Annotated in this window: 26 protein-coding genes; 6 read left to right on the top strand and 20 right to left on the bottom strand. The window is 45.5% G+C overall.

What is annotated here, in order from left to right; genetic code table 11:
- Window positions 1-38 precede the first annotated feature (38 nt).
- Window positions 39-1,196: a cytochrome c oxidase subunit II gene (gene coxB / locus ICN13_RS06910; RefSeq protein ID WP_216139666.1), complete on the bottom strand. Its 1,158-nt coding sequence runs from the start codon at window positions 1,194-1,196 to the stop codon at window positions 39-41.
- A 180-nt stretch (window positions 1,197-1,376) separates the two neighbouring features.
- A complete protein-coding gene (locus ICN13_RS06905) occupies window positions 1,377-2,174 on the bottom strand; it encodes a class I SAM-dependent methyltransferase (protein WP_255534075.1) in 798 nt (265 codons plus the stop codon).
- A gap of 128 nt (window positions 2,175-2,302) precedes the next feature.
- Between ICN13_RS06905 and ICN13_RS06900 the strand changes: the two genes are divergently transcribed.
- Together ICN13_RS06900 and trmL are read left to right on the top strand one after the other, a co-directional pair.
- Window positions 2,303-2,947 (top strand): ComF family protein, encoded by a 645-nt coding sequence (locus ICN13_RS06900; RefSeq protein WP_255534074.1) that lies wholly within the window; start codon window positions 2,303-2,305, stop codon window positions 2,945-2,947.
- Entirely contained in the window at window positions 2,940-3,410 is a 471-nt protein-coding gene (gene trmL, locus ICN13_RS06895) for a tRNA (uridine(34)/cytosine(34)/5-carboxymethylaminomethyluridine(34)-2'-O)-methyltransferase TrmL (RefSeq protein ID WP_216139664.1), read from the top strand. Before ICN13_RS06900 ends, trmL begins: the two co-directional genes overlap by 8 nt.
- A gap of 23 nt (window positions 3,411-3,433) precedes the next feature.
- Here the strand turns inward: trmL and ICN13_RS06890 are convergent, their stop codons facing one another.
- From ICN13_RS06890 to ICN13_RS06875, 4 genes are read right to left on the bottom strand one after another with little or no spacing between them, the layout of a single operon-like run.
- Entirely contained in the window at window positions 3,434-4,456 is a 1,023-nt protein-coding gene (locus tag ICN13_RS06890) for an NAD(P)H-dependent glycerol-3-phosphate dehydrogenase (protein WP_216139663.1), read from the bottom strand.
- 24 nt (window positions 4,457-4,480) lie between these two features.
- Window positions 4,481-5,002, bottom strand: a complete 522-nt coding sequence (gene secB, locus ICN13_RS06885) for a protein-export chaperone SecB (RefSeq protein WP_216139662.1) — start codon at window positions 5,000-5,002, stop codon at window positions 4,481-4,483.
- 27 nt (window positions 5,003-5,029) lie between these two features.
- The gene (grxC, locus tag ICN13_RS06880) at window positions 5,030-5,284 is read right to left on the bottom strand and encodes a glutaredoxin 3 (RefSeq protein WP_216139661.1); all 255 of its coding nucleotides are present in this window, start codon (window positions 5,282-5,284) and stop codon (window positions 5,030-5,032) included.
- A gap of 7 nt (window positions 5,285-5,291) precedes the next feature.
- A complete protein-coding gene (locus ICN13_RS06875; protein ID WP_216139660.1) occupies window positions 5,292-5,705 on the bottom strand; it encodes a rhodanese-like domain-containing protein in 414 nt (137 codons plus the stop codon).
- Window positions 5,706-5,727: 22 nt separating this feature from the next.
- Here ICN13_RS06875 and gpmA point away from each other — a divergent pair, with 22 nt between their 5' ends.
- Genes gpmA through ICN13_RS06860 form a run of 3 tightly spaced genes read left to right on the top strand, consistent with a single transcriptional unit; the run spans window position 5,728 to window position 8,638 of the window.
- On the top strand, window positions 5,728-6,417 hold the full coding sequence (gpmA, locus tag ICN13_RS06870) for a 2,3-diphosphoglycerate-dependent phosphoglycerate mutase (RefSeq protein ID WP_216139659.1): 690 nt from the start codon (window positions 5,728-5,730) through the stop codon (window positions 6,415-6,417).
- Between the two features lie 14 nt (window positions 6,418-6,431).
- The gene (locus ICN13_RS06865) at window positions 6,432-7,865 is read left to right on the top strand and encodes a S41 family peptidase (protein ID WP_216139658.1); all 1,434 of its coding nucleotides are present in this window, start codon (window positions 6,432-6,434) and stop codon (window positions 7,863-7,865) included.
- A gap of 20 nt (window positions 7,866-7,885) precedes the next feature.
- Window positions 7,886-8,638: a HesA/MoeB/ThiF family protein gene (locus tag ICN13_RS06860; RefSeq protein WP_216139657.1), complete on the top strand. Its 753-nt coding sequence runs from the start codon at window positions 7,886-7,888 to the stop codon at window positions 8,636-8,638.
- Here ICN13_RS06860 and ptsP read toward each other — a convergent pair.
- From ptsP to ICN13_RS06820, 8 genes are all read right to left on the bottom strand, one after another.
- Window positions 8,635-10,389: a phosphoenolpyruvate--protein phosphotransferase gene (gene ptsP, locus ICN13_RS06855; protein WP_216139656.1), complete on the bottom strand. Its 1,755-nt coding sequence runs from the start codon at window positions 10,387-10,389 to the stop codon at window positions 8,635-8,637. The genes ICN13_RS06860 and ptsP overlap by 4 nt on opposite strands.
- A 2-nt stretch (window positions 10,390-10,391) precedes the next feature.
- Entirely contained in the window at window positions 10,392-10,661 is a 270-nt protein-coding gene (locus ICN13_RS06850) for an HPr family phosphocarrier protein (protein ID WP_216139655.1), read from the bottom strand.
- Between the two features lie 22 nt (window positions 10,662-10,683).
- Entirely contained in the window at window positions 10,684-11,103 is a 420-nt protein-coding gene (locus ICN13_RS06845; protein WP_216139654.1) for a PTS sugar transporter subunit IIA, read from the bottom strand.
- A gap of 1 nt (window position 11,104) precedes the next feature.
- Entirely contained in the window at window positions 11,105-12,046 is a 942-nt protein-coding gene (gene gshB / locus ICN13_RS06840; RefSeq protein ID WP_216139653.1) for a glutathione synthase, read from the bottom strand.
- A 15-nt stretch (window positions 12,047-12,061) separates the two neighbouring features.
- A complete protein-coding gene (gshA, locus tag ICN13_RS06835) occupies window positions 12,062-13,360 on the bottom strand; it encodes a glutamate--cysteine ligase (protein ID WP_216139652.1) in 1,299 nt (432 codons plus the stop codon).
- 106 nt (window positions 13,361-13,466) lie between these two features.
- Window positions 13,467-14,951 carry an ammonium transporter gene (locus tag ICN13_RS06830; protein ID WP_216139651.1) on the bottom strand — a complete coding sequence of 495 codons (1,485 nt, stop codon included), beginning with the start codon at window positions 14,949-14,951 and terminating at the stop codon, window positions 13,467-13,469.
- A 13-nt stretch (window positions 14,952-14,964) separates the two neighbouring features.
- Entirely contained in the window at window positions 14,965-15,303 is a 339-nt protein-coding gene (locus tag ICN13_RS06825) for a P-II family nitrogen regulator (RefSeq protein WP_011903792.1), read from the bottom strand.
- Between the two features lie 25 nt (window positions 15,304-15,328).
- A complete protein-coding gene (locus ICN13_RS06820; RefSeq protein WP_216139650.1) occupies window positions 15,329-16,174 on the bottom strand; it encodes a TorF family putative porin in 846 nt (281 codons plus the stop codon).
- 262 nt (window positions 16,175-16,436) lie between these two features.
- Here ICN13_RS06820 and ICN13_RS06815 point away from each other — a divergent pair, with 262 nt between their 5' ends.
- Window positions 16,437-16,691: an accessory factor UbiK family protein gene (locus ICN13_RS06815; protein ID WP_216139649.1), complete on the top strand. Its 255-nt coding sequence runs from the start codon at window positions 16,437-16,439 to the stop codon at window positions 16,689-16,691.
- Window positions 16,692-16,698: 7 nt separating this feature from the next.
- On the opposite strand, the gene ICN13_RS06810 is transcribed toward ICN13_RS06815, so the two are convergent.
- The 6 genes from ICN13_RS06810 to ICN13_RS06785 are packed head-to-tail and all read right to left on the bottom strand — an operon-like array spanning window position 16,699 to window position 20,261.
- Window positions 16,699-17,310, bottom strand: a complete 612-nt coding sequence (locus tag ICN13_RS06810) for a hypothetical protein (protein WP_255534073.1) — start codon at window positions 17,308-17,310, stop codon at window positions 16,699-16,701.
- Window positions 17,273-18,283, bottom strand: a complete 1,011-nt coding sequence (gene lipA, locus ICN13_RS06805) for a lipoyl synthase (RefSeq protein ID WP_216139648.1) — start codon at window positions 18,281-18,283, stop codon at window positions 17,273-17,275. Before lipA ends, ICN13_RS06810 begins: the two co-directional genes overlap by 38 nt.
- Window positions 18,270-18,923, bottom strand: a complete 654-nt coding sequence (lipB, locus tag ICN13_RS06800; protein WP_216139647.1) for a lipoyl(octanoyl) transferase LipB — start codon at window positions 18,921-18,923, stop codon at window positions 18,270-18,272. The genes lipA and lipB overlap by 14 nt, the downstream gene beginning before the upstream one ends.
- An 8-nt stretch (window positions 18,924-18,931) precedes the next feature.
- Window positions 18,932-19,198, bottom strand: a complete 267-nt coding sequence (locus tag ICN13_RS06795; RefSeq protein WP_216139646.1) for a YbeD family protein — start codon at window positions 19,196-19,198, stop codon at window positions 18,932-18,934.
- Window positions 19,199-19,207: 9 nt separating this feature from the next.
- Window positions 19,208-19,933, bottom strand: coding sequence for an alpha/beta hydrolase (locus ICN13_RS06790; RefSeq protein WP_216139645.1), 726 nt, complete (start codon window positions 19,931-19,933; stop codon window positions 19,208-19,210).
- A gap of 19 nt (window positions 19,934-19,952) precedes the next feature.
- On the bottom strand, window positions 19,953-20,261 hold the full coding sequence (locus ICN13_RS06785) for a ferredoxin (RefSeq protein WP_216139644.1): 309 nt from the start codon (window positions 20,259-20,261) through the stop codon (window positions 19,953-19,955).
- Between the last annotated feature and the right edge of the window lie 13 nt (window positions 20,262-20,274).

The raw sequence follows: 20,274 nt of genomic DNA, 5'->3' as shown, positions 1-20,274 counted from the left end.
ACTCCGGTTTCGTTTTTATCTGTATTAGTTAATCTGAATTACTTGCCGCCGCGTGCAGTAATAATGTCTTGGGTCTGAATCACTTCACCCGTCTTATTACCCCATGCGTTACGTGTATATGTCATGACTGCAGCGATATCACCATCAGGAATCACGCCAGCCCACTTCGGCATTGCACCCTTACCGTTAATCAAGATGTTGTATTGACCTGCTTTAGGACCCAAGACCATTTTGCTGCCGTCTAATGCTGGGAATGCGCCTGCACCCTTACCATTAGCCTGATGACAAGCAGCGCAGTTTGATGCGTACACTTTTGCGCCGCGCTCTTTTTGCTCATCCAAGGTGTAAACCTTTGAAGGATCATCACCACCTGCGCCCATCTCTTTTTTCTTTTCAGCAACCCAAGCTGTGTAGTCTTCTTGGGAAACTACTCTCACAACGATAGGCATAAAGGCATGCTCAGCGCCGCATAACTCAGAACACTGGCCGCGGAATGTACCAATAGTTTCAGCCTTAAACCAAGTGTCGCGAACGAATCCAGGAATCGCATCCTGCTTCACGCCAAACGCTGGAATAGTCCAAGCGTGAATAACGTCGTTAGCAGTCGTAATCAAACGAATTTTCTTGCCGACTGGCACAACCATTTCGTTATCAACTTCCATCAAATACGTACTTGATTTTGGTGCGAGGTTATTAATCGCTTCGCGTGAAGTTGACAAGGTAGACAAAAAGCTAATGCCCTCGCCTTCACCCTTGATGTAGTCGTATCCCCACTTCCACTGATAACCAGTAGTCTTAATGGTGATATCTGAATTAGTAGTGTCTTTCATTGCCACAACTGTTTTGGTTGCAGGCAATGCCATACCGATCACGATCAACAGCGGAATAACTGTCCAGATAATTTCAACGGTTGTGCTCTCGTGAAAAGAAGCTGATTTGTGACCCAATGATTTGCGGTGTTTCAAGATGGAATAGAACATCACTCCGAACACACCGATAAAGATCACTGCACAAATCACCAACATCATCCAATGGAGCCAATGGATTTCTTGCATGATTTTGGTTGCAGGTGCAGCAAAATTCAGCTGATTAACAGCTGGGCCGCCGGGCATGTTTTCTGCTGCGTGTGCAAAAGCAGTGCCAAAGGCTGCTACTAAATAGAGCGAAGCCCTAGTGACTTTTCCAAATAAATTCATCTTATTCTCTGTTTATTGTCGTGAGCAAAGTGTCAAAAAATGCCACTAAATGCCCAAAAAACGGTATCAAGCCAATACATCCAGCCGTGATTATAGGGTTAATTGTGCGCAACAACAAACAGGGATAACACGGCCTAATCCAATCTTGGCAAAGCTTAAAATGATAGTAAGCACTTACACTTAAGCAGAATATGGCCTAGTCTTGTGCCCAATTTGATTTACATCGATATAGGCGACATTGTCACGAGCTTTTGCAAGACCCTTTCCTAAAGCCCAAGCATGACCATACACAAGCTCCAATGTCATTTTTTGGGGCAATAGACCGGGTTTAGACACTTCCTGAGTAGTTGCTTGAAGCAATTTCAGCGCCCCTGCATCAACGAGCAAAAGCGCATCCGATTGGTAATCAAGATTGATAAATTCCATATCCATAACAGGGTCGGAAAAACGCTCTCCAAGAAGGGCATCGCCCATATCGTGCATATCCCAGGGGCTTAATAAATTCTTTAATCTAATGACACCCGAATCCATTGCACGTAACTCTTTTCCAGTGTCGGGCCCTAAATAACTAAAAGTGACCAAACCACCCTCTCGCAAAACGCGCCAACACTCCTGTAAAAAATGTCGCGGATCGGCTAGGTCCTGCAATAAGAGATTACTAAATACAAAATCAACAGAATTGTCAGGAAGATTAAATTTACCGCTTGCTAGATAGTTGGCTATAGGTTCTGTATTTCCTCGAAACAAAGAGCGCCAATGCGATAAGGCTTTTGAGCGCCACATAGCAAAACCAGAAATTCCATCTTCAGTAAGACTATGAATCTTTGCGTGCGGATAACGTTTGGCAAAAGAGGCTAGATGCTTTCCAGGAAAATCTGGAACGATTAAAACGTCTCTGACATCGAGTTTGACGATGTCAAGTTTTTGCAGCATGCGATCTGCAATTTCATCTTGTAACCATCTGATTGGGTGGGTCATTCGCTCAGTATACTCAGCGCTCCATGCGATTTCTAGAGAAGACTTTTCAATCCATTAACCAACTACTACTACCCAGCGCTTGCATCGTATGCGAATGCCACCAACAACACAGTATTTGCGAATCCTGTTTGCAATCTCTAAAAGAAGATGGCTTATTCAATTACGAATGCTGCTACCAATGTGGCATCAGCTTAGATAGATCGGAGTTAGAGGCGCAGCGCTGCAATCAGTGCACGATTGATCCTCCCCATTTCGATAAAACATACTGCCTAGATCGCTATGGGGGCGCACTACAAAATGCAATTCATCAACTTAAATACCAAAAACGTCTAGCTTATGCGCATGGACTTGCTTGCGTATGGAATGAAACTTTTTCAGAGCAGCTAAAAACTATCTATGCAAACTATCTTTTACCTGTACCACTTAGTACACATAAATTATCTGCTCGAGGATTCAATCAAAGCTGGGAAATTGCCCGCAGAATAGATTGCAAATCCAGCACACAAAAATTACCGCATGCACTCAAGCGTAAACACCATGAGTTTGGACAAGCAGGAGGTAGGCTTTCTACCAGGCGGCTGGCTATTCAGGGAGTGTTTTACCTTGATATAGACTTCATCAAAATTCTTCGAGATCAAAGGGTGATCGTTTTTGATGACGTAATGACCAGTGGGGCTACACTTAATGAAATTGCCCGCGTTCTGAAGGACAATGGTGTATTACACGTCATTAACTGGGTTGTACTCAGAACAGCTAAAGTACCGCATGTTTAATATTGTTTTATTCGAACCTGAAATTCCGCCAAACACAGGCAACATCATTCGGCTTTGCGCTAATACTGGCGCAAAACTGCATTTGATTGAGCCCTTAGGCTTTCCAATGGAAGATGCCAAACTCCGCAGGGCAGGGCTTGACTATCACGAGTTTGCCAAAGTTAAAGTTCATGCCAATTGGGCGCAATTTCTAAAAAATGAGCAGCCAGATCCTCAGCATCTTTTTGCTTTAACGACAAAAGGAAGTGGAAAATTTCATGAGGGCAAATATGCTCCCAATGATTACTTCGTTTTTGGTTCTGAAACCAAAGGTATTACTGATGAGGTTCGTAACGACATTCCAGAAAACAATCGCATGCGCCTATCCATGCAGGATAGTAGCCGTAGCTTGAACTTATCGAATACGGTAGCAATTGTGGTTTATGAGGCCTGGCGTCAAAATGGTCTTGCAGGCGGCAAGTAAAAGCTGAAGAAAAACGGGGTGTATTAGGCCTCTATTTTTGGGTCTCGACCCATCAATTTCTTAACTGCTTCTTGTGGTGAAAGTCTGCCAGCCAATACTTCCCCCATCATTGCAGTAATTGGCATCTCCACGCTCAAGCGTTTTGCCAAATCTCCAACGGCAGCGGCACAAAGGACACCTTCTGCAACGTGACCTAAGCCAGACAATATCTCGGGTAATGGCTTACCAGCAGCCAACTCAAGACCAACGCGTCGATTACGCGAGAGGTCCCCTGTAGCTGTCAAGATCAAATCACCAACCCCTGTGAGACCCATGCAGGTTTCTGATCTTCCACCAGCTGCTTTTACCAAACGCATCATCTCAGCAAGGCCACGCGTAAGAACGGCAGCTCGAGCATTCAAACCTAAATCTAAGCCATCACCAATACCGGCAGCAATAGCTAAAACGTTTTTAATGGCGCCGCCTAATTCCACGCCCACCAAATCATCACTTGAGTAAATGCGCATATTGCCATGATGAAAAGCAGCTTGGGCTACTGCACATAATTCAGCAGAAGCGCTGGCAACCGTTAATGCGCAGGGCATTCCGGCGCCCACCTCAGATGCAAAACTAGGGCCAGACAATGCGCCGTAAGAATGTTGAATACCATGACTATGTAATTTGTTTTCACGCTCAACCACTTGATGCGGCAGCAGTGCTGTAGTGGGCTCCAAACCCTTGCATAGCCAAATAATATTTAAAGGCTGCTCTGCAATTTTCAATACCTGAGCAATTGTTTCTGAGAGTCCAGCCATTGGTGTTGCGATTACCAATAGATCTTTGGTAGATAGTCTCTTAATAGCAGCTGAGAAGTTGCTTTCTAGTGAAATGTTTTTGGGTAACTGAATACCAGGCAGGTAGGAGCGGTTTTCACCACTCTGCTCAATTTCTGCCAATTGATCTTTGCTGCGAGACCACAAGGCAACATCGCCATCCTTGAGGTGGCGAGCTGCTTGTGCAGCCATTGCTGTTCCCCAAGCTCCAGCACCAATCAGGGTCACTTTCATGATCTGTGGGCTCGCTGTTTTGGCCTAATGGGGAAGAACTATTTTGCTCTCATCAGTGGCGCCACTCTCTTTGCCAGCTGCCTGTTGAGCCTGCATGAGACGGTGCTCATACATGCCATGGAAATTGATCTCATTCAAATGAATTGGTTGGAAGCCTGCGCGACTAATAACGTCAGCAATATTTGAACGAAGGTATGGATACAAAATAGTTGGGCAAGCAATTCCTAGCATTGGGTCAACTTGCTCAACAGGAATATTACTGAATTCAAAAATGCCAGCTTGCTTAGCTTCAACCAAGAACAATACTTTTGAATCTACTGTTGCAGTGACGGTGGCACTCAAAGCAACCTCAAAAATTTCGCCACTCAAAGGTGAAACAGCAACATCGATTTCAACTTGCACTACAGGCTCTGATGCAATCAACAAAATTTGTGGTGCATTAGGCTGCTCTAAGGAGAGATCTTTAAGATAAATACGCTGAATCCGAAATCCAGGCTCTTTTGATTTATCAGCCTCTGCTTGAGGTGCGGAAGATTGTTCAGTCATTGCTATCTTTCTTGACGAATTAATACATTAAACCAATAAAGGATCGAGCTTGCCTGCACGATCTAAAGCCACCAGATCATCGTAACCACCAACGTGAGTCTCGCCAATATAAATTTGCGGGACAGTACGACGACCAGTACGAGTCATCATGACCTCACGCTGAGCAGGATCACGATCAATCAAAATCTTTTCTAAATTACTCACGCCCTTTTTGAGCAAGAGCTTTTCAGCCATGACGCAATATGGACAAACTTGGGTGCTATACATTGTTACGGAAGGCATAGGTCTCTTACTTAACTAATGGGAGGGCGGCTTCTTTCCAAGCTTGCACGCCACCGTCTAGGGTTCCAACTTCAGCAAAACCGAGGCTTTTAACTTCAGCAATAGCCTTACGGGAATGAGCGCCGGTTTCGCACACCAGCACTACTGGGTTATTGCGATCTAGCTTTAGCTTCTCAATTGCAGCAGAGATCTCAGTTGACTTAATGAATTTAGCCCCTGGCAGTCTGCCTGCTTTATACGCCTCTTCAGGGCGTAAATCCAAAACATAAGCCTTGCGACGATTAATCCAAATAGTGGCTTCGGTAGGCGACAAGCCTTTTCCACCAATAAGCGTAGATAATGTGGGTAGGAAAAGCGTAGTGCCCGAAACCAGAAGGAGGGCAATAAGCGCTAAATTATCAATTTGAGTGAGAAAGTTCATCATCGGATTATAGAATGGCTCTATGAAACAACTTGTCCTTATTCGTCATGGCGAATCCGCCTGGAACCTCGAAAACCGCTTCACCGGCTGGGCTGACGTGGACTTAACCCCAAAAGGTATAGACCAGGCCCTGGCTGCAGGTAAAAGCCTCAAAAAAGCTGGCTATGAGTTTGATGTGGCCTACACCTCAGTTTTGAGACGTGCTATTCGCACCCTTTGGCATGTTCAAGATGCTATGGATTTAATGTGGCTTCCTGTAGTCCATAGCTGGAGATTGAATGAGCGTCATTATGGTGCTCTCACAGGTCTGAATAAAGCTGAAACTGCAGCCAAGTATGGTGACGAACAAGTGCATATCTGGCGTCGCTCTTATGATGTTCGTCCTCCATTGCTAGAACATAGTGATGAGCGTAATCCTAAAAATGATCAACGCTATTCCAAACTGAGTGCATCCGATATTCCTTTGGGCGAATGTCTCAAAGACAATGTGGAGCGGGTATTGCCCCTGTGGAATGAATCCATCGCTCCTGCACTAAAAGCTGGTAAACGCGTACTATTAGTGGCACATGGCAATAGCATCCGCTCTTTAATTAAATACTTGGACCAAATGTCTGACGAGGCCATTATGGAAGTGAACGTCCCCAATGGCGTACCGCTTGTATATGAGCTTGATGACAATCTCAAGCCAATTCAACACTTTTATCTGGACTAAGGTCAAAAAGAAACATGCGCCAATTTCTGAAGAATTTCGCTCTCGTTACCATCGGTTTAATTGCTGGAGTAGCGGCAACCATTCAACTGTCGGCAACTGCCCAGCAAGCCGCTCAGCTTCCACTAGATGAGCTACGCACACTCTCCAATGTCTTTGCACAAATCAAGCGCGAGTACGTTGAACCAATCGAAGATAAGCAACTCTTAACGGATGCTGTTAAAGGAATGGTTAGCAGCCTAGATCCTCACTCGACTTTTCTAGACAAAAAAGATTTTTCAGAAATGCAAGAAGCAACCTCGGGTAAGTTTGCTGGTCTCGGAATTGAAATCACCTCCGAAGATGGCGTTGTTAAAGTACTTAATCCAATTGAAGACAGTCCTGCGGCGCGTGCTGGATTGCAAGCGGGTGATTTAATTACCCGCCTAGATGACAAACCAGTTCGTGGCATGTCTCTTGATAAGGCAGTTCGCACCATGCGTGGTACGCCTGGTACCAAGATTACATTGACTGTATATCGCAAGAGTGAAGAGCGCAGTTTTCCAGTCACTATTACTCGCGCAGAAATTAAAGTGCAATCTGTTAAAGCCAAAATTCTGGATAACGATATTGCCTGGGTTCGAGTAACCAGCTTTCAAGAGCGCACTGTCCCCGATCTTGCTAAAAAATTAACCGATCTTGCCAATCAAAACCCAAAACTCAAGGGCATCATCCTTGACCTGCGAAATAATGGCGGCGGCCTCCTCCAAGGCGCAGTTGGCGTAGCTGCTGCCTTCCTGCCTGCCGATGTAGTGGTGGTCTCAACCAAGGGCCAAGCACCGGATTCCAAGCAGGTATTCAATGCAACCCCAGCGATGTATCGCCTGAGTGAGCCAGGAGATCCCTTGGCTGGCGTTCCTGCCATCTTTAAGAAGTTACCAATGGTAGTTTTAGTCAACGCTTACTCAGCCTCTGCTTCCGAGATTGTTGCTGGCGCATTGCAAGACTACAAACGCGCGACCATTATTGGTAAGACAACCTTTGGTAAGGGCTCCGTACAAACAGTACGCCCACTGACAAATGATTCTGCTCTAAAAATCACAACCGCTTACTACTACACGCCAAGCGGAAAATCGATTCAGGCGTTCGGTGTGAAACCTGATATTCCTGTTGATCAAAATAAGGATGGTGATCCAGATGATGTTTTAATCACCCGTGAAATCGATAGTGAAAAGCATCTACGCAATAAACAATCTGCCGAAGATAAGTTGATCAAAGATCGCGAGCAGCGTCGCCTTGAAGAGTTGCAGCGCATTGAAGAAAAGAATGCGAAGAAAACTCCTGAAGAAAAAGAAAAGGATAAGAATAAGAAGCCGCCTGAGCTAGGTAGCGCTGACGATTTCATGCTTTCTCAAGCGGTCAACTTTATTAACGGCCAGCCGGTAAAGCGTTCTTCATCTAAGCTCGAATAAAATTATTTTTAGGCCTGCACATGAATGATGAGCAGTTACTTCGCTACTCAAGGCATTTACTGCTTGAGGAAATCGATGTTGCAGGCCAAGAAAAGCTCTTAGGGTCGCACGCATTGGTGATTGGCGCTGGCGGCCTAGGTAGTGCTGCAGCTCCCTACTTAGCAGCTGCTGGTATTGGTCACATCACCTTGATAGATCATGATCGTGTTGAGCTGACTAATCTACAACGCCAAACCATGCATACCGAAAAAAATGTTGGCAAGGGCAAAGTCAGCTCTGGAAAAGAATTTTTACAGCAACTCAATTCTGGCATTGAGATTGAAACGATCGAAGCTAAAGCAACAGCCGCACTTCTTGATGAATTGCTTCCAAGTGTTGATGTCGTTTTAGATTGCACTGATAACTTTGCCACGCGCCATTTAATTAATGCCAGTTGTGTTCAGCATCAAATTCCATTGGTATCTGGATCAGCACTCCGCTTTGATGGTCAGATCAGCGTTTTTGACCCACGCAATGCTGCCTCACCTTGTTACGCCTGCATCTTCTCCCCCGATGAAGACTTTGAAGAAGTAAGCTGCTCTTCAATGGGAATCTTTTCACCGCTGGTAGGCATTATTGGTGCCATGCAAGCTGCTCAAGCAATACAAGTATTGGTGGGTTTTGGTGAAACTTTAGTGGGCCGTATGCTGCTATGGAATGCGCGCACCACTCAGATAGATGAATTCAAAATCGCCCGCAATCCCGAGTGCTCGGTTTGCGGTAAAGCCCACTAAGCCATTAAACGCTCTAGAGCTTTAGCCTGATCTTCAGACTCATAGGCTTTCAGAACTCTTGGAACGCGGGCCTTTAATAAGCCCACATTTGCTTTGAGGATCTCGCGCTTGACGAGTAATAGCTGACTAAAGTGCATCGAGAAATCGGTCAATCCCAAACCAAGCAAGAGCCTTGTTAAAGAGGGGTCACCAGCCATCTCGCCACATACTGCAATAGGCACATTGGCGCGTTTCGCTTGCTCAATAATATTTGCCAGCAAATGCAAAATCGCTGGATGCAATGGATCATAAAGGTGAGCCACAGCATGATCAGCCCGATCGATCGCTAAAGTGTACTGAATTAAGTCATTCGTACCAATCGATAAAAAATCAAAACGATTGATAAAGAGCGGTAGGACTAAAGCGGCAGCCGGGATTTCAATCATGGCACCTACTTGAATATTTGGATTAAATGCTTGGCCGCGTTGATGCAACTGTTGCTTTGCTTTTTCTATTAAACGGAAAGTTTCATCAATTTCTTTAGCATGCGCCAACATCGGAATCATGATGCGCGCCTGACCATATGCAGATGCCCGCAAAATAGCTCGCAACTGGGTTAAAAATATTTCGGGTTCAGTCAGGGACCAACGAATCGCGCGCAAACCCAATGGGGATGTGCCAGTTTGAGACACATCATTTCCACTTGCGCCCAATGCCTTATCGGCACCAACGTCAATTGTTCTAATATTGACAGGCAAGCCATGCATTAAATCCACTACACGGCGGTACTCTAAAAATTGATGCTCTTCATCTGGTAGTGCTTGCTTACGATCCATGAACAAAAACTCAGAACGAAATAAGCCAACACCAACTGCGCCTAATTTCACAGCCTGAATGGCGTCCTCAGGCAACTCAATATTGGCAAATAACTCAATCTCAACACGATCAGCCGTTTCGGTCTTGGCATGCTTAAGTTGTTGTAACTTACGGGCTTCTTTAATAGCTTGAGTTTGTAACTTACGATATTCCTCAAGTAGCTTCTCATCTGGAGCGACGATCACAACGCCTTGCTCACCATCCAAGACCAGCCAATCGCCATGGCGAATCATCTCACTCGCATGGCGCACACCTACTACCGCAGGAATCTCCATGCTGCGGGCCACAATAGCGGTATGAGAGGTCTTACCACCGAGGTCTGTTACAAAGCCTGTAAAAGCAGACTCCTTGAAGCGCAACATGTCATGTGGAGCAATATCGTGAGCCACGATGATGGAGTCAACACCCAAATCGCCTGGTGACATGATGTCAGCGCTGTCGAGCGAATCTTTTTTCTGAGCATTTAAGGCTTTAATTACCCGCTCAGCCACTTGACGAATGTCGTTGGCACGCTCTTTTAAATAGAGGTCTTCGATATCAGAAAACTGCTCTAACAAGTCATTTAATTCGGTTGTTAAGGCCCAAGCAGCATTCATGCGCTGAGAGCGAATTAACCTCATTGGCTTTTCAGCTAGAGCAGGATCGGCAAGAATCATGCCGTGTACATCTAAAAAAGCCGCCATTTCTTGCGGCGCATCTTTTGGCAAACCTTGACGTAATTGGTTTAGCTCTTGACGTACCTGATCAAAGGCATCTAACAACTTTTGTGTCTCAGCCTCTTCCTTGCCGGGCTCAACTAAATAGTGGCTAACTTCTAATGCTGCACGCGAAATCAGTACCGCCTTGCCAATGGCAATGCCTTTCGATACCGGTATTCCGTGTAAAGCAAAAGTCATGCTTACTCGCCCTCTCCGAAGCGGTCATTAATTAGTGCTGTCAGAGCCTGCATTGCCTCATCAGCTTGATCGCCAACAGTCTCGAGTGTTACGGTGCTGCCGATGCCGGCAGCTAACATCATGACACCCATAATGCTCTTAGCATTGATTTGACGCCCATTGCGTGACAAAAATATTTCACAAGGAAACTGGGCTGCCAATTGAGAAAGCTTGGCAGACGCACGAGCATGCAGACCTAATTTATTAATGATTTCAATTTCAGCAATTGGCATTACGCGTTGAACTCCTTAATCACTATTCTTTGACTTTTGCGCCAAGGCGCAAGATCCCATTCTGACCACCAGCAAGAGCCTTTTTAACTAATTCCTCCAAACTCTCTGCGCGATGATTGATGCATCGCATGAGCATGGGCAAATTTAATCCGGCAAGCACAACTACCGGGACATTTAATCCGGATAAGGGGCCAAGGGCTTCTAACTTTGACGCCACGTTCGCTGGAGTTGCCCCCATCACATCAGTCAAAATCAGAACACCGTTACCGGTATTTACTCCATAAGCAGCTTTTAACACTCGATCAAAGCTCACCTTGATATCTTCATAAGGCGGAATATCCACCGCCCTCACACGTTCAGGCACTACACCAAAGGTATGTTCGGCAAATCCAAGCATTGCGCTAGCAAGGGGTGTATGAGCAACAATTACGATTCCAGCCATGTTATGACAATGCCTTCTCAAGTGCTTTCAAGAAAAACTGTGGAACATCAAACCCACTTTGTTCGGTAATTTCAACAAAACACGTGGGGCTAGTAACGTTAATCTCTGTAAGGTAACCGCCAATTAAATCTAGTCCAACCAAGAATAAACCGCGCTGATGCAAAATTGGCGCTAAGCGTTCTGCAATTTTTTTCTCAGCATCCGTAAGGGGCATGGCAACGCCCTTGCCACCAGCCGCTAAATTTCCACGAATCTCACTACCCTGAGGAATGCGCGCCAAGCTAAATGGCACTACCTCTCCGCCAATTAGCAAAACTCTTTTATCGCCTTGAGCTATCTCTGGCAAGAAGCGCTGCACCATCAAGGTTCTAGCACCATTTTCACCAAGCGTTTCTACGATACTAGCCAGGTTTAAGCCATCTGACCCGACACGAAACACACCCATTCCACCCATGCCATCTAAGGGCTTAATGACGATATCGCGATGTTGTTGATGAAACTGTTCTACAGCGCTTAATTCACGGGTAACCAATGTAGGTGGAATTAATTCTGGAAATTCTGTGATGGATACCTTTTCTGAATGGTCACGCACAGCTGTAGGATTATTAAATACTTTTGCACCTTGACGAACCGCCGCAGACAGCAGCCAAGTTGTATTGAGATATTCAATATCAAATGGTGGGTCAGTACGCATCAAAACTGCAGAAAATGATTTGAGGGAACGCGACTCTATCGCACCAAGTTCAAACCAGGAAGTAGAGCTTGGTTTAACTACCAGAGCTTGGCAATCTGCAATAACGAGATCATCTTTCCATAAGACATTGCGGCTCTGGCAAAACCATAAACGATGCCCTGCTTCCTGAGCCGCGCGCATCACCGCCAAAGTCGAATCTTTTTTTACCTTAAAGGATTCGAGCGGATCGGCGATGAATAGAAAGTCCATAGTCTTCTAGATTAATTAGGCCGCTTCAGCATCAGGATCGGTACGCTCAAGCTCCAATGACGCTGCCAGCAAGGCCAAGCGCGCAACCACTCCATACAAATAGAAACGATTTGGGGGCGCACTGCCTGGCTTAGCACTCATATCTGGCATTGAGTTTTGCTCAAATGCTAGCGGTACAAAGTGCATGCCAGGGGCATTCAGATTTTCATCGGGGCCACGATCAGTATGAACACGATAGAAGCCGCCAATCACGTAACGGTCAATCATGTATACGACTGGCTCTGCTACAGCTTCATTCACCTTCTCAAAGGTATAGACACCCTCTTGAATCAATACATCGCTTACTGCTAAACCTTCTTTAACCACGCTCATCTTATTGCGATCTTTACGGTTTAAGTCTTTAAGCTGAGCAGGGTCGTTCACTACCATGATGCCCATGCCATAGGTTCCAGCATCCGCTTTTACAACAACATATGGCTTTTCTTTGATTCCGTATTCACGATATTTCTTAGCAGTCTTTTTCAAGATCTGCTCAACCGCAGTTTGTAATTCGTCTTCGCCCTTGCGCTCATGAAAATTAATATTCGAGCAACTAGTGAAGTAAGGATTAATCATCCAAGGATCGATATCAACGACTTTGGCAAACTTCTTTGCTACCTCTTCATAGGCGGCAAAGTGATTTGACTTTCGGCGCACATGCCAGCCAGCATGCAAGCCTGGCAATAAATATTGCTCATGCAAGTTTTCTAAAATTGGTGGGATACCTGCAGACAAATCGTTATTGAGCAAAATAGAGCAAGGATCGAAGTCTTTTAATCCCAGGCGTTGCTTTTTTAAGCCTAGGCGAGAGAGTGGCTCCATCAAGAGTCGATTGCCATCAGGCAGATCAATCCAAGTTGGCTTTTTGATCTCCTCAGAAAAAGTACCCAAGCGAACATTCAATCCAGCTTGACGCAAGATGGAGGATAAGCGCGCAATATTTTGCAAATAGAAAGTGTTACGGGTGTGGCGCTCTGGAATTAATAATAAATTTTTGGCTTCTGGACAAATCTTCTCAATTGCAGCCATTGCTGCCTGAACAGCCAAGGGCAACATCTGCGGGGAAAGATTATTAAACCCACCAGGAAACAGGTTGGTATCAACCGGGGCTAGCTTAAAGCCTGAATTTCGCAAATCAACCGAGCAGTAGAACGGCGGGGTATGTTCTTGCCATTCCAGTCTGAACCAACGCTCAATGGTTGGGGTCGCTTCTAGAACCTTTGACTCTAATTCGAGCAAAGGACCGCTTAGGGCAGTAATGAGATGTGGAACCATTCCACCATTGTAAGATTATTAAAAGAAAGACGCGGGATCCTAGGATCCCGCGCTTAAAAAACTGGGCAGCCAAGCTAGGCCGCCCAGTGAGGGGTAAATCTATAGATTAAGACTCGTAGGCAGCTTCACCATGTGAGCTGATATCCAAGCCTTCGCGCTCTTCCTCTTCCTTCACGCGCAAACCAATCACCATATCGATCAATTTGAATGCGATGAAAGAAACCACGCCAGACCAGATCAAGGTAGTAATTACGCCTTGAGCCTGAATCCACAATTGGCTAGCAATAGAGTAATCAGGGGCTACAGCATTCGCTACGTAATCCCAGATACCAGAACCACCTAGTGCTGGATCAGCGAATACACCGGTCAACAATGCGCCAGTAATACCACCTACGCCGTGCACGCCAAATACGTCCAAGCTGTCATCTGAACCCAAGATTTTCTTGAGGCCAGTAACACCCCAGAGGCAAACAACGCCAGCGATCAGGCCGATGATGATGGAACCCATTGGGCCAGCAAAACCAGCAGCAGGAGTAATAGCAACCAAACCAGCTACGCAACCAGAAGCAGCGCCCAACATGGATGGCTTACCTTTGAGAACCCACTCAGCAACAGACCAGCCCAATACAGCAGCGGCAGTAGCCAAATATGTATTCACGAAAGCCAATGCTGCGCTACCGTTTGCTTCGAGTGCTGAACCAGCATTGAAACCAAACCAACCGAACCACAAGAGAGCAGCGCCAGTCATTACATAAACTAAGTTATGGGGTTTCATTGCTTCTTTACCGTAGCCAACACGCTTGCCAATAACGAAGGAACCTACCAAGCCAGCAATAGCGGCATTGATGTGAACAACGGTACCGCCAGCAAAGTCGAGAACACCTTTTTGCCATAACCAACCAGCACGAGCAGTAATAGCCTCGAGGGATGCAGCATCTTTGATGTCATCCGGACCAGGCCAGAACCAAACCATATGAGCGATTGGCAAGTAGCTAAATGTGAACCAAATGATCATGAATATCAAAATTGCAGAGAACTTAGCGCGCTCAGCAAATGAACCAATGATCAAGCAGCAAGTGATGGTAGCGAACACTGCTTGGAAAGCCATGAAAATAAACTCAGGAATTACAACGCCTTTACTAAAAGTAGCTGCAACTGAGTCTGGAGTCATACCGCCCAAGAACAAACGATCCAGTCCACCTAAAAATGCCCCGCCCTCAGTGAATGCAAAGCTATAGCCGTAAATGGCCCACAGCACGGTGATCAAAGAGAACACCATAAAACATTGCATACAAATCGACAAAATATTTTTACTACGTGTTAAACCGCCGTAGAACAAAGCCAAACCAGGAAGTGTCATTAACAGCACTAATGCTGTACATACCATCATCCATACAACGTCAGCTTTATTGCACTTTTCGGAGCAAAGAACAGGCGCTGGTTCTGCAGCAGCAGGAGTTGCGGCAGGAGCAGTTACTGCTGGTTTTTTTACTTCATCAGCATGCGCTGGCGAAGTAACCATTACACCAGTAGCACCAATGGCCAAGGCCATTGCACCGCCAGCTAGGAGTTTTTTCATCCAAGTTAACATTTTGAACCTCTCTTTAAAGTGCTGACGCGCCGGTTTCACCGGTGCGAATACGAATGACGTGCTCAACTGGAGAGACAAAAATCTTGCCATCACCAATCTTGCCTGTACGTGCAGATTTTTCAATTGCTTCAATCGCACGCTCCAAGATGCCATCTTCAACAGCAGCTTCAATTTTTACCTTCGGCAAAAAGTCCACTACATACTCAGCACCGCGATACAACTCAGTGTGGCCTTTTTGACGACCGAAGCCTTTAACTTCAGTGACGGTGATGCCCGAAACTCCCACTTCTGAGAGAGCTTCGCGCACTTCGTCAAGCTTGAAGGGCTTGATGATTGCGGTAATTAATTTCATATGTTTCTCCGTTCAGAGGTGGAAATTAGAAAGTTTTAGTGAGTGAAACAATACCTGTGGATCCACCCAAGTTTCTATTTGTTGGTGACGCGTAGTTATAAGTAGAGCCAGTTTTTCCAGCATTAGTTGTGATGTAAGCGGCCGCCAAAGATAAGCCACCCCCCAAATCCTTTGTCACGCCTAACTTATAGTCTGTGTAAGAATATAAAGAACTGTTGCTAATAGCTGGTTTACTACCTTGCACATTGCCTGCAACATATTGGTAACCAACGTGTGCATTCAGAGCCAGACCCCAGATACCAGTGTCATAGTTCACTGTTAAATCAGGATAGTAAGATCCGGCACTATTGCTAAAACCAAATAATGTAGTTGCAGCGTATGAAAACTTTGCAAATCCTGTAATTGGGCCAAAGGTAAAGTTTTGAGCCGCATAAATTTCAGTTGTATTTGGATTGGTTGCACCGCTTGGCAAGCCACTGGTTGGATAGTAGTACTGTAGAACCCCAAGGTCAGAAGCAAAACCTTCGCCGATCAACTCTTTCTTGATACCAGCGTAAAAGTCCATCTCAATTGGTGCAGAAACATTTTTGTTGCCGCCAGCACTTGCTGCATCTGATATCCAGCTAATGGAGCTGTTCCAGTTACCAATGTACAAACCACTCTCATGAGCGTAATCAAAGCCGCCTTGAATTGCTGGCTTGTAATTTGACTGGCTGATACCACGGTAACGATAGTCATTTACTACGGTTACGTTAGCTGTGATCGGGCTTGCTTCTGGAGCCTCTGCTGCAGGGGCTGTTTGAGCAAAAGCTGCAGTAGCTAACAAGCTTGATGCGGCTAGCGCGAGAGCTGATTTTTGCAAAGTTTTCATGTGTTACTCCTTACTGGTTGTAATAAAAAATGGGTTGAATGCTTATTGCATGGGGTGATCATGAAGGTCGGCGCACCCCAGGATCTGGGCACATTCCCTTTATTAAGGCATTTGCACTTATTTGGTGCTTTAGATTGCACCATGCATGTGAATTTAGGGCTTTTTGGCTTGTTTTTAGCCTTTTTGCCCATTTTTGGCCACCCAACATAAAATATCAATGTGTGTCTTTTATGCAACTTTTATAGAACGGCGAAACCCCATCATGCAAAAACCAGGCGAAATCCTCGAGCAAATTCAACGCATCGCGAGTGATATGCAAAACAAGGTGGGGGATGCCATTCGAAATTCACCGGCACAAGAGATTGAAAAGAATGTGCGCGCGATGATGAACCAAGGTTTTCAGAAAATGGATTTGGTTACTCGCGAAGAGTTTGAGCTACAAGCTAAAGTTCTTGCCAAGACTAGAGAAAAGTTGGAGGCGCTTGAAGCCAAAGTTGCCGTTTTGGAAAAAGCTTAGTCAGTTTTTATTCTGGATGAAACTCATTAAAAAAGTTTACATACTCCTCTTTAGATAGAAATGTTTTCACATCATCGGTATTTGCATTTGCATGCAATACCGACACCTGATAAATCCAAGCATCTCCATTACTCGCTTGCCGTATGATCCAGCGCACTCGCATTTGCTGCTGTTCCTTAGCATTGAGTTTCAAGATGAGGAAGTAATCTGTGGCTGCTAGTTTCTGACGGCTACTCGTCTGGTATGTTGCGACTTCTTCAACCACCTGTCCACCAGAAGCTTTTGCTCTCTCAAGTAAATTATTTTTTAGCTGCGTGATAATTTTTTCGGTAGCTGCGGCCTGAGTAGCAGGCACCTGTATCGAACTAACAGAGTAAATATCATTATCGATTTTGACTGCCTCAAGCGTTTGCTGTAGCTCTTGGTCTTGGTATGGAATACGACGCTCTAATTTATCTGGCTTACCAGGAAATAAAGCGGTATAGCGCTCTTGTGGAGATTGAACCGTACGCCAATCTAGCTTTGGACTACAGGCTCCTAGAAGAATGATTGCTGCTAGTAATACGCCAGCCTTAAAGCTTCTAAACAATACCGGCTCCATGCGCTTGCTGATCAGCATGGTAGCTAGAGCGAACCATCGCACCAACTGCCGCATGAGAGAAGCCCATGGCGTATGCCTTCTCCTCAAACATCTTGAAAACATCAGGATGTACATAGCGACGCACTGGTAGGTGATGACCTGATGGCGCAAGATACTGGCCGATTGTGAGCATATCAATATTGTGTTCACGCATATCGCGCATCACTTCTAGAATTTCTTCATCAGTTTCACCAAGCCCAACCATCAAACCACTCTTGGTTGGAATATGAGGAAAACGCTCTTTGAAATCCTTGAGCAACTTTAAAGAGTGCATGTAGTCAGCGCCTGGTCTTGCTTCTTTGTATAAGCGAGGGACAGTTTCTAAATTATGGTTCATCACATCTGGCAAGCCATTGGGCGCATATTCAGCAAAAATATCCAATGCCTTATCTAAGCGGCCACGGAAGTCTGGCACAAGTACTTCAATTCGAGTGCTAGGCGAGAGATCACGTGATTGAGAAATGCAATCGACATAATGCATTGCGCCACCATCACGTAAATCGTCACGGTCTACGCTGGTAATTACTACGTAATTTAATTTCAGTGCTGCAATGGTGCGAGCCAGGTTAGCAGGCTCTTTTTGATCCAATGGATCTGGTCGACCGTGACCTACATCACAGAATGGGCAACGACGGGTGCACTTGTCACCCATGATCATGAAGGTAGCAGTTCCTTTGCCAAAGCACTCACCAATATTAGGGCAACTTGCTTCTTCGCAAACAGTCACTAATTCATTTTCTCGAAGAATCTTTTTAATCTCATTAAACCGAGAATTTCCAGAAGCAGCTTTTACCCTAATCCAATCTGGCTTTTTGAGAACTTCTGTTAGCGGAACAATCTTGATTGGAATGCGCGCAGTTTTCTCGCTCGACTTTTGCTTACGAGATGCGTCGTAATTGAGGTCTTGACGAGGCTCAACAGCTATCTTGGTATCGGTCTTATTTATGGTCATGTGACATCAGTTGCTTTTGTAAATGCTCCAAAAGCCTTTGGCTAATAGTGTCTATATTGTCCTTGATCCCAAGGGTTTGCATATCGACTGTCTTTAAGCCCTCATAACCACAAGGGTGGATGCGCCCAAATGCCTCAAGATCGGTAGCGACATTCAGCGCTAGGCCGTGATAGGAGCAGCTTTTAGAGACCTTCAGGCCCAACGCAGCCACCTTAGCCCCAATCCACTCCACAGGCACCCCAGACTGCTCAGAAACGTAAATACCGGGCGCGCCTGGATGCCGTTCTGCTGCAATCCCAAAATCTGCCAAGGTATCAATTACCGCTTGTTCAATGCGGGAGACTAATTCTTTAACGAAGATTCCTAAACGCTTGAGATCAAGCAAAAGGTAAACAACGATCTGGCCAGGACCGTGATAGGTAATCTCACCGCCACGATCAACTTGCACCAAGGGAATTTGATTGCTCGGTGAATGTAAATTAGCAGCATCACCGGCAAGCCCTAATGTAAAAACTGGGGGATGTTCTAAGACCCAAATCTCATCCGGCGTTGCGCTACTACGCTCTTTAGTAAATGCTTGCATCGCCTCATAAGTAGAGGCGTAATCTGCTACGCCGAGATATTTTACTAATGCAGACATCAAATCAATTACAAAACAATACTAACTAATGGGTGCGTAGACAAAGTTCTATAAAGCTCATCAAGCTGCTCACGACTTGTGGCAGTAATCGGCAAAGTAATGCCCAAGTAATTACCATCTTTAGAGGGCCTTTGCTCAACCTTGCTCTCGTCAAAGGTTGGGTCAAACTGTTTTGCAATATGAATGATTGCCGGTAGATATTCTGGAACGGATTTGCCCATTACCTTAATCGGAAATTGGGAAGGGTATTCGATAAGTGATTTTTCTTCGGCCATATTGATCTCTTAGTTTTCTGATAATGTGCGATGGTCTGGCATACCCAACCAGGCGCCAGTGATGATGTTGCGAATGCAATGCAACCTGCGATGGAAAAAGTGATCGGCCCCTGGAACTACTTGCACAGTCAGCTCTTGCGGACGCGCCCAATCCAACACATCACTTAAAGGAATAGTTTCGTCTAGTTCGCCATGGATCAAGATGGTATCTACAGGTACTGGGGCTAAGGTCCATTTGCCTGCAGCACTGCCCACCATCACCAAGCGCTCGGCAGGGCGACCTAGATCAGCAAGTCTTTGAACCAAATGGCTGCCGACAAAGCTACCGAATGAGAATCCCGAAACAACTAAAGGTAAAGTGTTTGAGCTTGAAACCCAGGCTTGATTAGTGGTTGCTTCAAATTGTGACCAGCTTGATGGTGTGCGCATCCAATCAGTAACGTGCAAGAGATCCTCTAGCTCGCCAACACCATCATCATGGACGCCAGCAGTGCCGCCCACACCACGAAAGTTAGGGCGTACGCTGACATAGCCTAATTGATTGAAAGAGCGCGCAATTGTCTGCGCTACCTTGTTATCCATTGTGCCGCCCATCAATGGATGAGGGTGAGCAACCAAGGCTAAGCCGCGCACCACAAAAGAAGGATCACTTTTTAATTCATCCGGTAGGTCAATGGACATTTCCATTGCGCCAACAAGGCCTTCAATATGAATTACTTTTGTACGGCTATTCATTAGAAAACTTTCAACTGAACTATGACAACTGCAGGCGCTCAACTGGGCGCCCAGAAATTAAATGGGATTGGATGATTTCTTCAACATCATCCTTGTCTACCAAGGTATACCAAATGCCTTCTGGATAAATCACCATCACAGGACCATCAGCGCATCGATCTAAGCAGCCCGCTTTGTTTACTCTGATTTTTCCAGGGCCCGCAAGACCTAGCTCTTTGACTCTATTTTTGGCGTACTCAAACAGTGCAAATGCATTATGGCGATCACAACAATCTTCGCCATTGCTGCGTTGGTTCAAACAAAAAAATAGGTGATGTGAAAAGCTCATAAAAAAATTATAT

It is taken from the genome of Polynucleobacter sp. MWH-Berg-3C6, from assembly GCF_018881855.1.
Taxonomy (GTDB): Bacteria; Pseudomonadota; Gammaproteobacteria; order Burkholderiales; family Burkholderiaceae; genus Polynucleobacter.
This window is presented reverse-complemented; position numbering and strand designations above follow the sequence as displayed.

Coding starts and splice junctions, on each gene's coding strand:
- coxB (WP_216139666.1), bottom strand. CDS start 1,196: ATGAATTTATTTGGAAAAGTCACTAGGGCTTCGCTCTATTTAGTAGCA.
- ICN13_RS06905 (WP_255534075.1), bottom strand. CDS start 2,174: ATGACCCACCCAATCAGATGGTTACAAGATGAAATTGCAGATCGCATG.
- trmL (WP_216139664.1), top strand. CDS start 2,940: ATGTTTAATATTGTTTTATTCGAACCTGAAATTCCGCCAAACACAGGC.
- ICN13_RS06890 (WP_216139663.1), bottom strand. CDS start 4,456: ATGAAAGTGACCCTGATTGGTGCTGGAGCTTGGGGAACAGCAATGGCT.
- secB (WP_216139662.1), bottom strand. CDS start 5,002: ATGACTGAACAATCTTCCGCACCTCAAGCAGAGGCTGATAAATCAAAA.
- grxC (WP_216139661.1), bottom strand. CDS start 5,284: ATGCCTTCCGTAACAATGTATAGCACCCAAGTTTGTCCATATTGCGTC.
- ICN13_RS06875 (WP_216139660.1), bottom strand. CDS start 5,705: ATGAACTTTCTCACTCAAATTGATAATTTAGCGCTTATTGCCCTCCTT.
- gpmA (WP_216139659.1), top strand. CDS start 5,728: ATGAAACAACTTGTCCTTATTCGTCATGGCGAATCCGCCTGGAACCTC.
- ICN13_RS06865 (WP_216139658.1), top strand. CDS start 6,432: ATGCGCCAATTTCTGAAGAATTTCGCTCTCGTTACCATCGGTTTAATT.
- ICN13_RS06860 (WP_216139657.1), top strand. CDS start 7,886: ATGAATGATGAGCAGTTACTTCGCTACTCAAGGCATTTACTGCTTGAG.
- ptsP (WP_216139656.1), bottom strand. CDS start 10,389: ATGACTTTTGCTTTACACGGAATACCGGTATCGAAAGGCATTGCCATT.
- ICN13_RS06850 (WP_216139655.1), bottom strand. CDS start 10,661: ATGCCAATTGCTGAAATTGAAATCATTAATAAATTAGGTCTGCATGCT.
- ICN13_RS06845 (WP_216139654.1), bottom strand. CDS start 11,103: ATGGCTGGAATCGTAATTGTTGCTCATACACCCCTTGCTAGCGCAATG.
- gshB (WP_216139653.1), bottom strand. CDS start 12,046: ATGGACTTTCTATTCATCGCCGATCCGCTCGAATCCTTTAAGGTAAAA.
- gshA (WP_216139652.1), bottom strand. CDS start 13,360: ATGGTTCCACATCTCATTACTGCCCTAAGCGGTCCTTTGCTCGAATTA.
- ICN13_RS06830 (WP_216139651.1), bottom strand. CDS start 14,951: ATGTTAACTTGGATGAAAAAACTCCTAGCTGGCGGTGCAATGGCCTTG.
- ICN13_RS06825 (WP_011903792.1), bottom strand. CDS start 15,303: ATGAAATTAATTACCGCAATCATCAAGCCCTTCAAGCTTGACGAAGTG.
- ICN13_RS06820 (WP_216139650.1), bottom strand. CDS start 16,174: ATGAAAACTTTGCAAAAATCAGCTCTCGCGCTAGCCGCATCAAGCTTG.
- ICN13_RS06815 (WP_216139649.1), top strand. CDS start 16,437: ATGCAAAAACCAGGCGAAATCCTCGAGCAAATTCAACGCATCGCGAGT.
- ICN13_RS06810 (WP_255534073.1), bottom strand. CDS start 17,310: ATGCTGATCAGCAAGCGCATGGAGCCGGTATTGTTTAGAAGCTTTAAG.
- lipA (WP_216139648.1), bottom strand. CDS start 18,283: ATGACCATAAATAAGACCGATACCAAGATAGCTGTTGAGCCTCGTCAA.
- lipB (WP_216139647.1), bottom strand. CDS start 18,923: ATGTCTGCATTAGTAAAATATCTCGGCGTAGCAGATTACGCCTCTACT.
- ICN13_RS06795 (WP_216139646.1), bottom strand. CDS start 19,198: ATGGCCGAAGAAAAATCACTTATCGAATACCCTTCCCAATTTCCGATT.
- ICN13_RS06790 (WP_216139645.1), bottom strand. CDS start 19,933: ATGAATAGCCGTACAAAAGTAATTCATATTGAAGGCCTTGTTGGCGCA.
- ICN13_RS06785 (WP_216139644.1), bottom strand. CDS start 20,261: ATGAGCTTTTCACATCACCTATTTTTTTGTTTGAACCAACGCAGCAAT.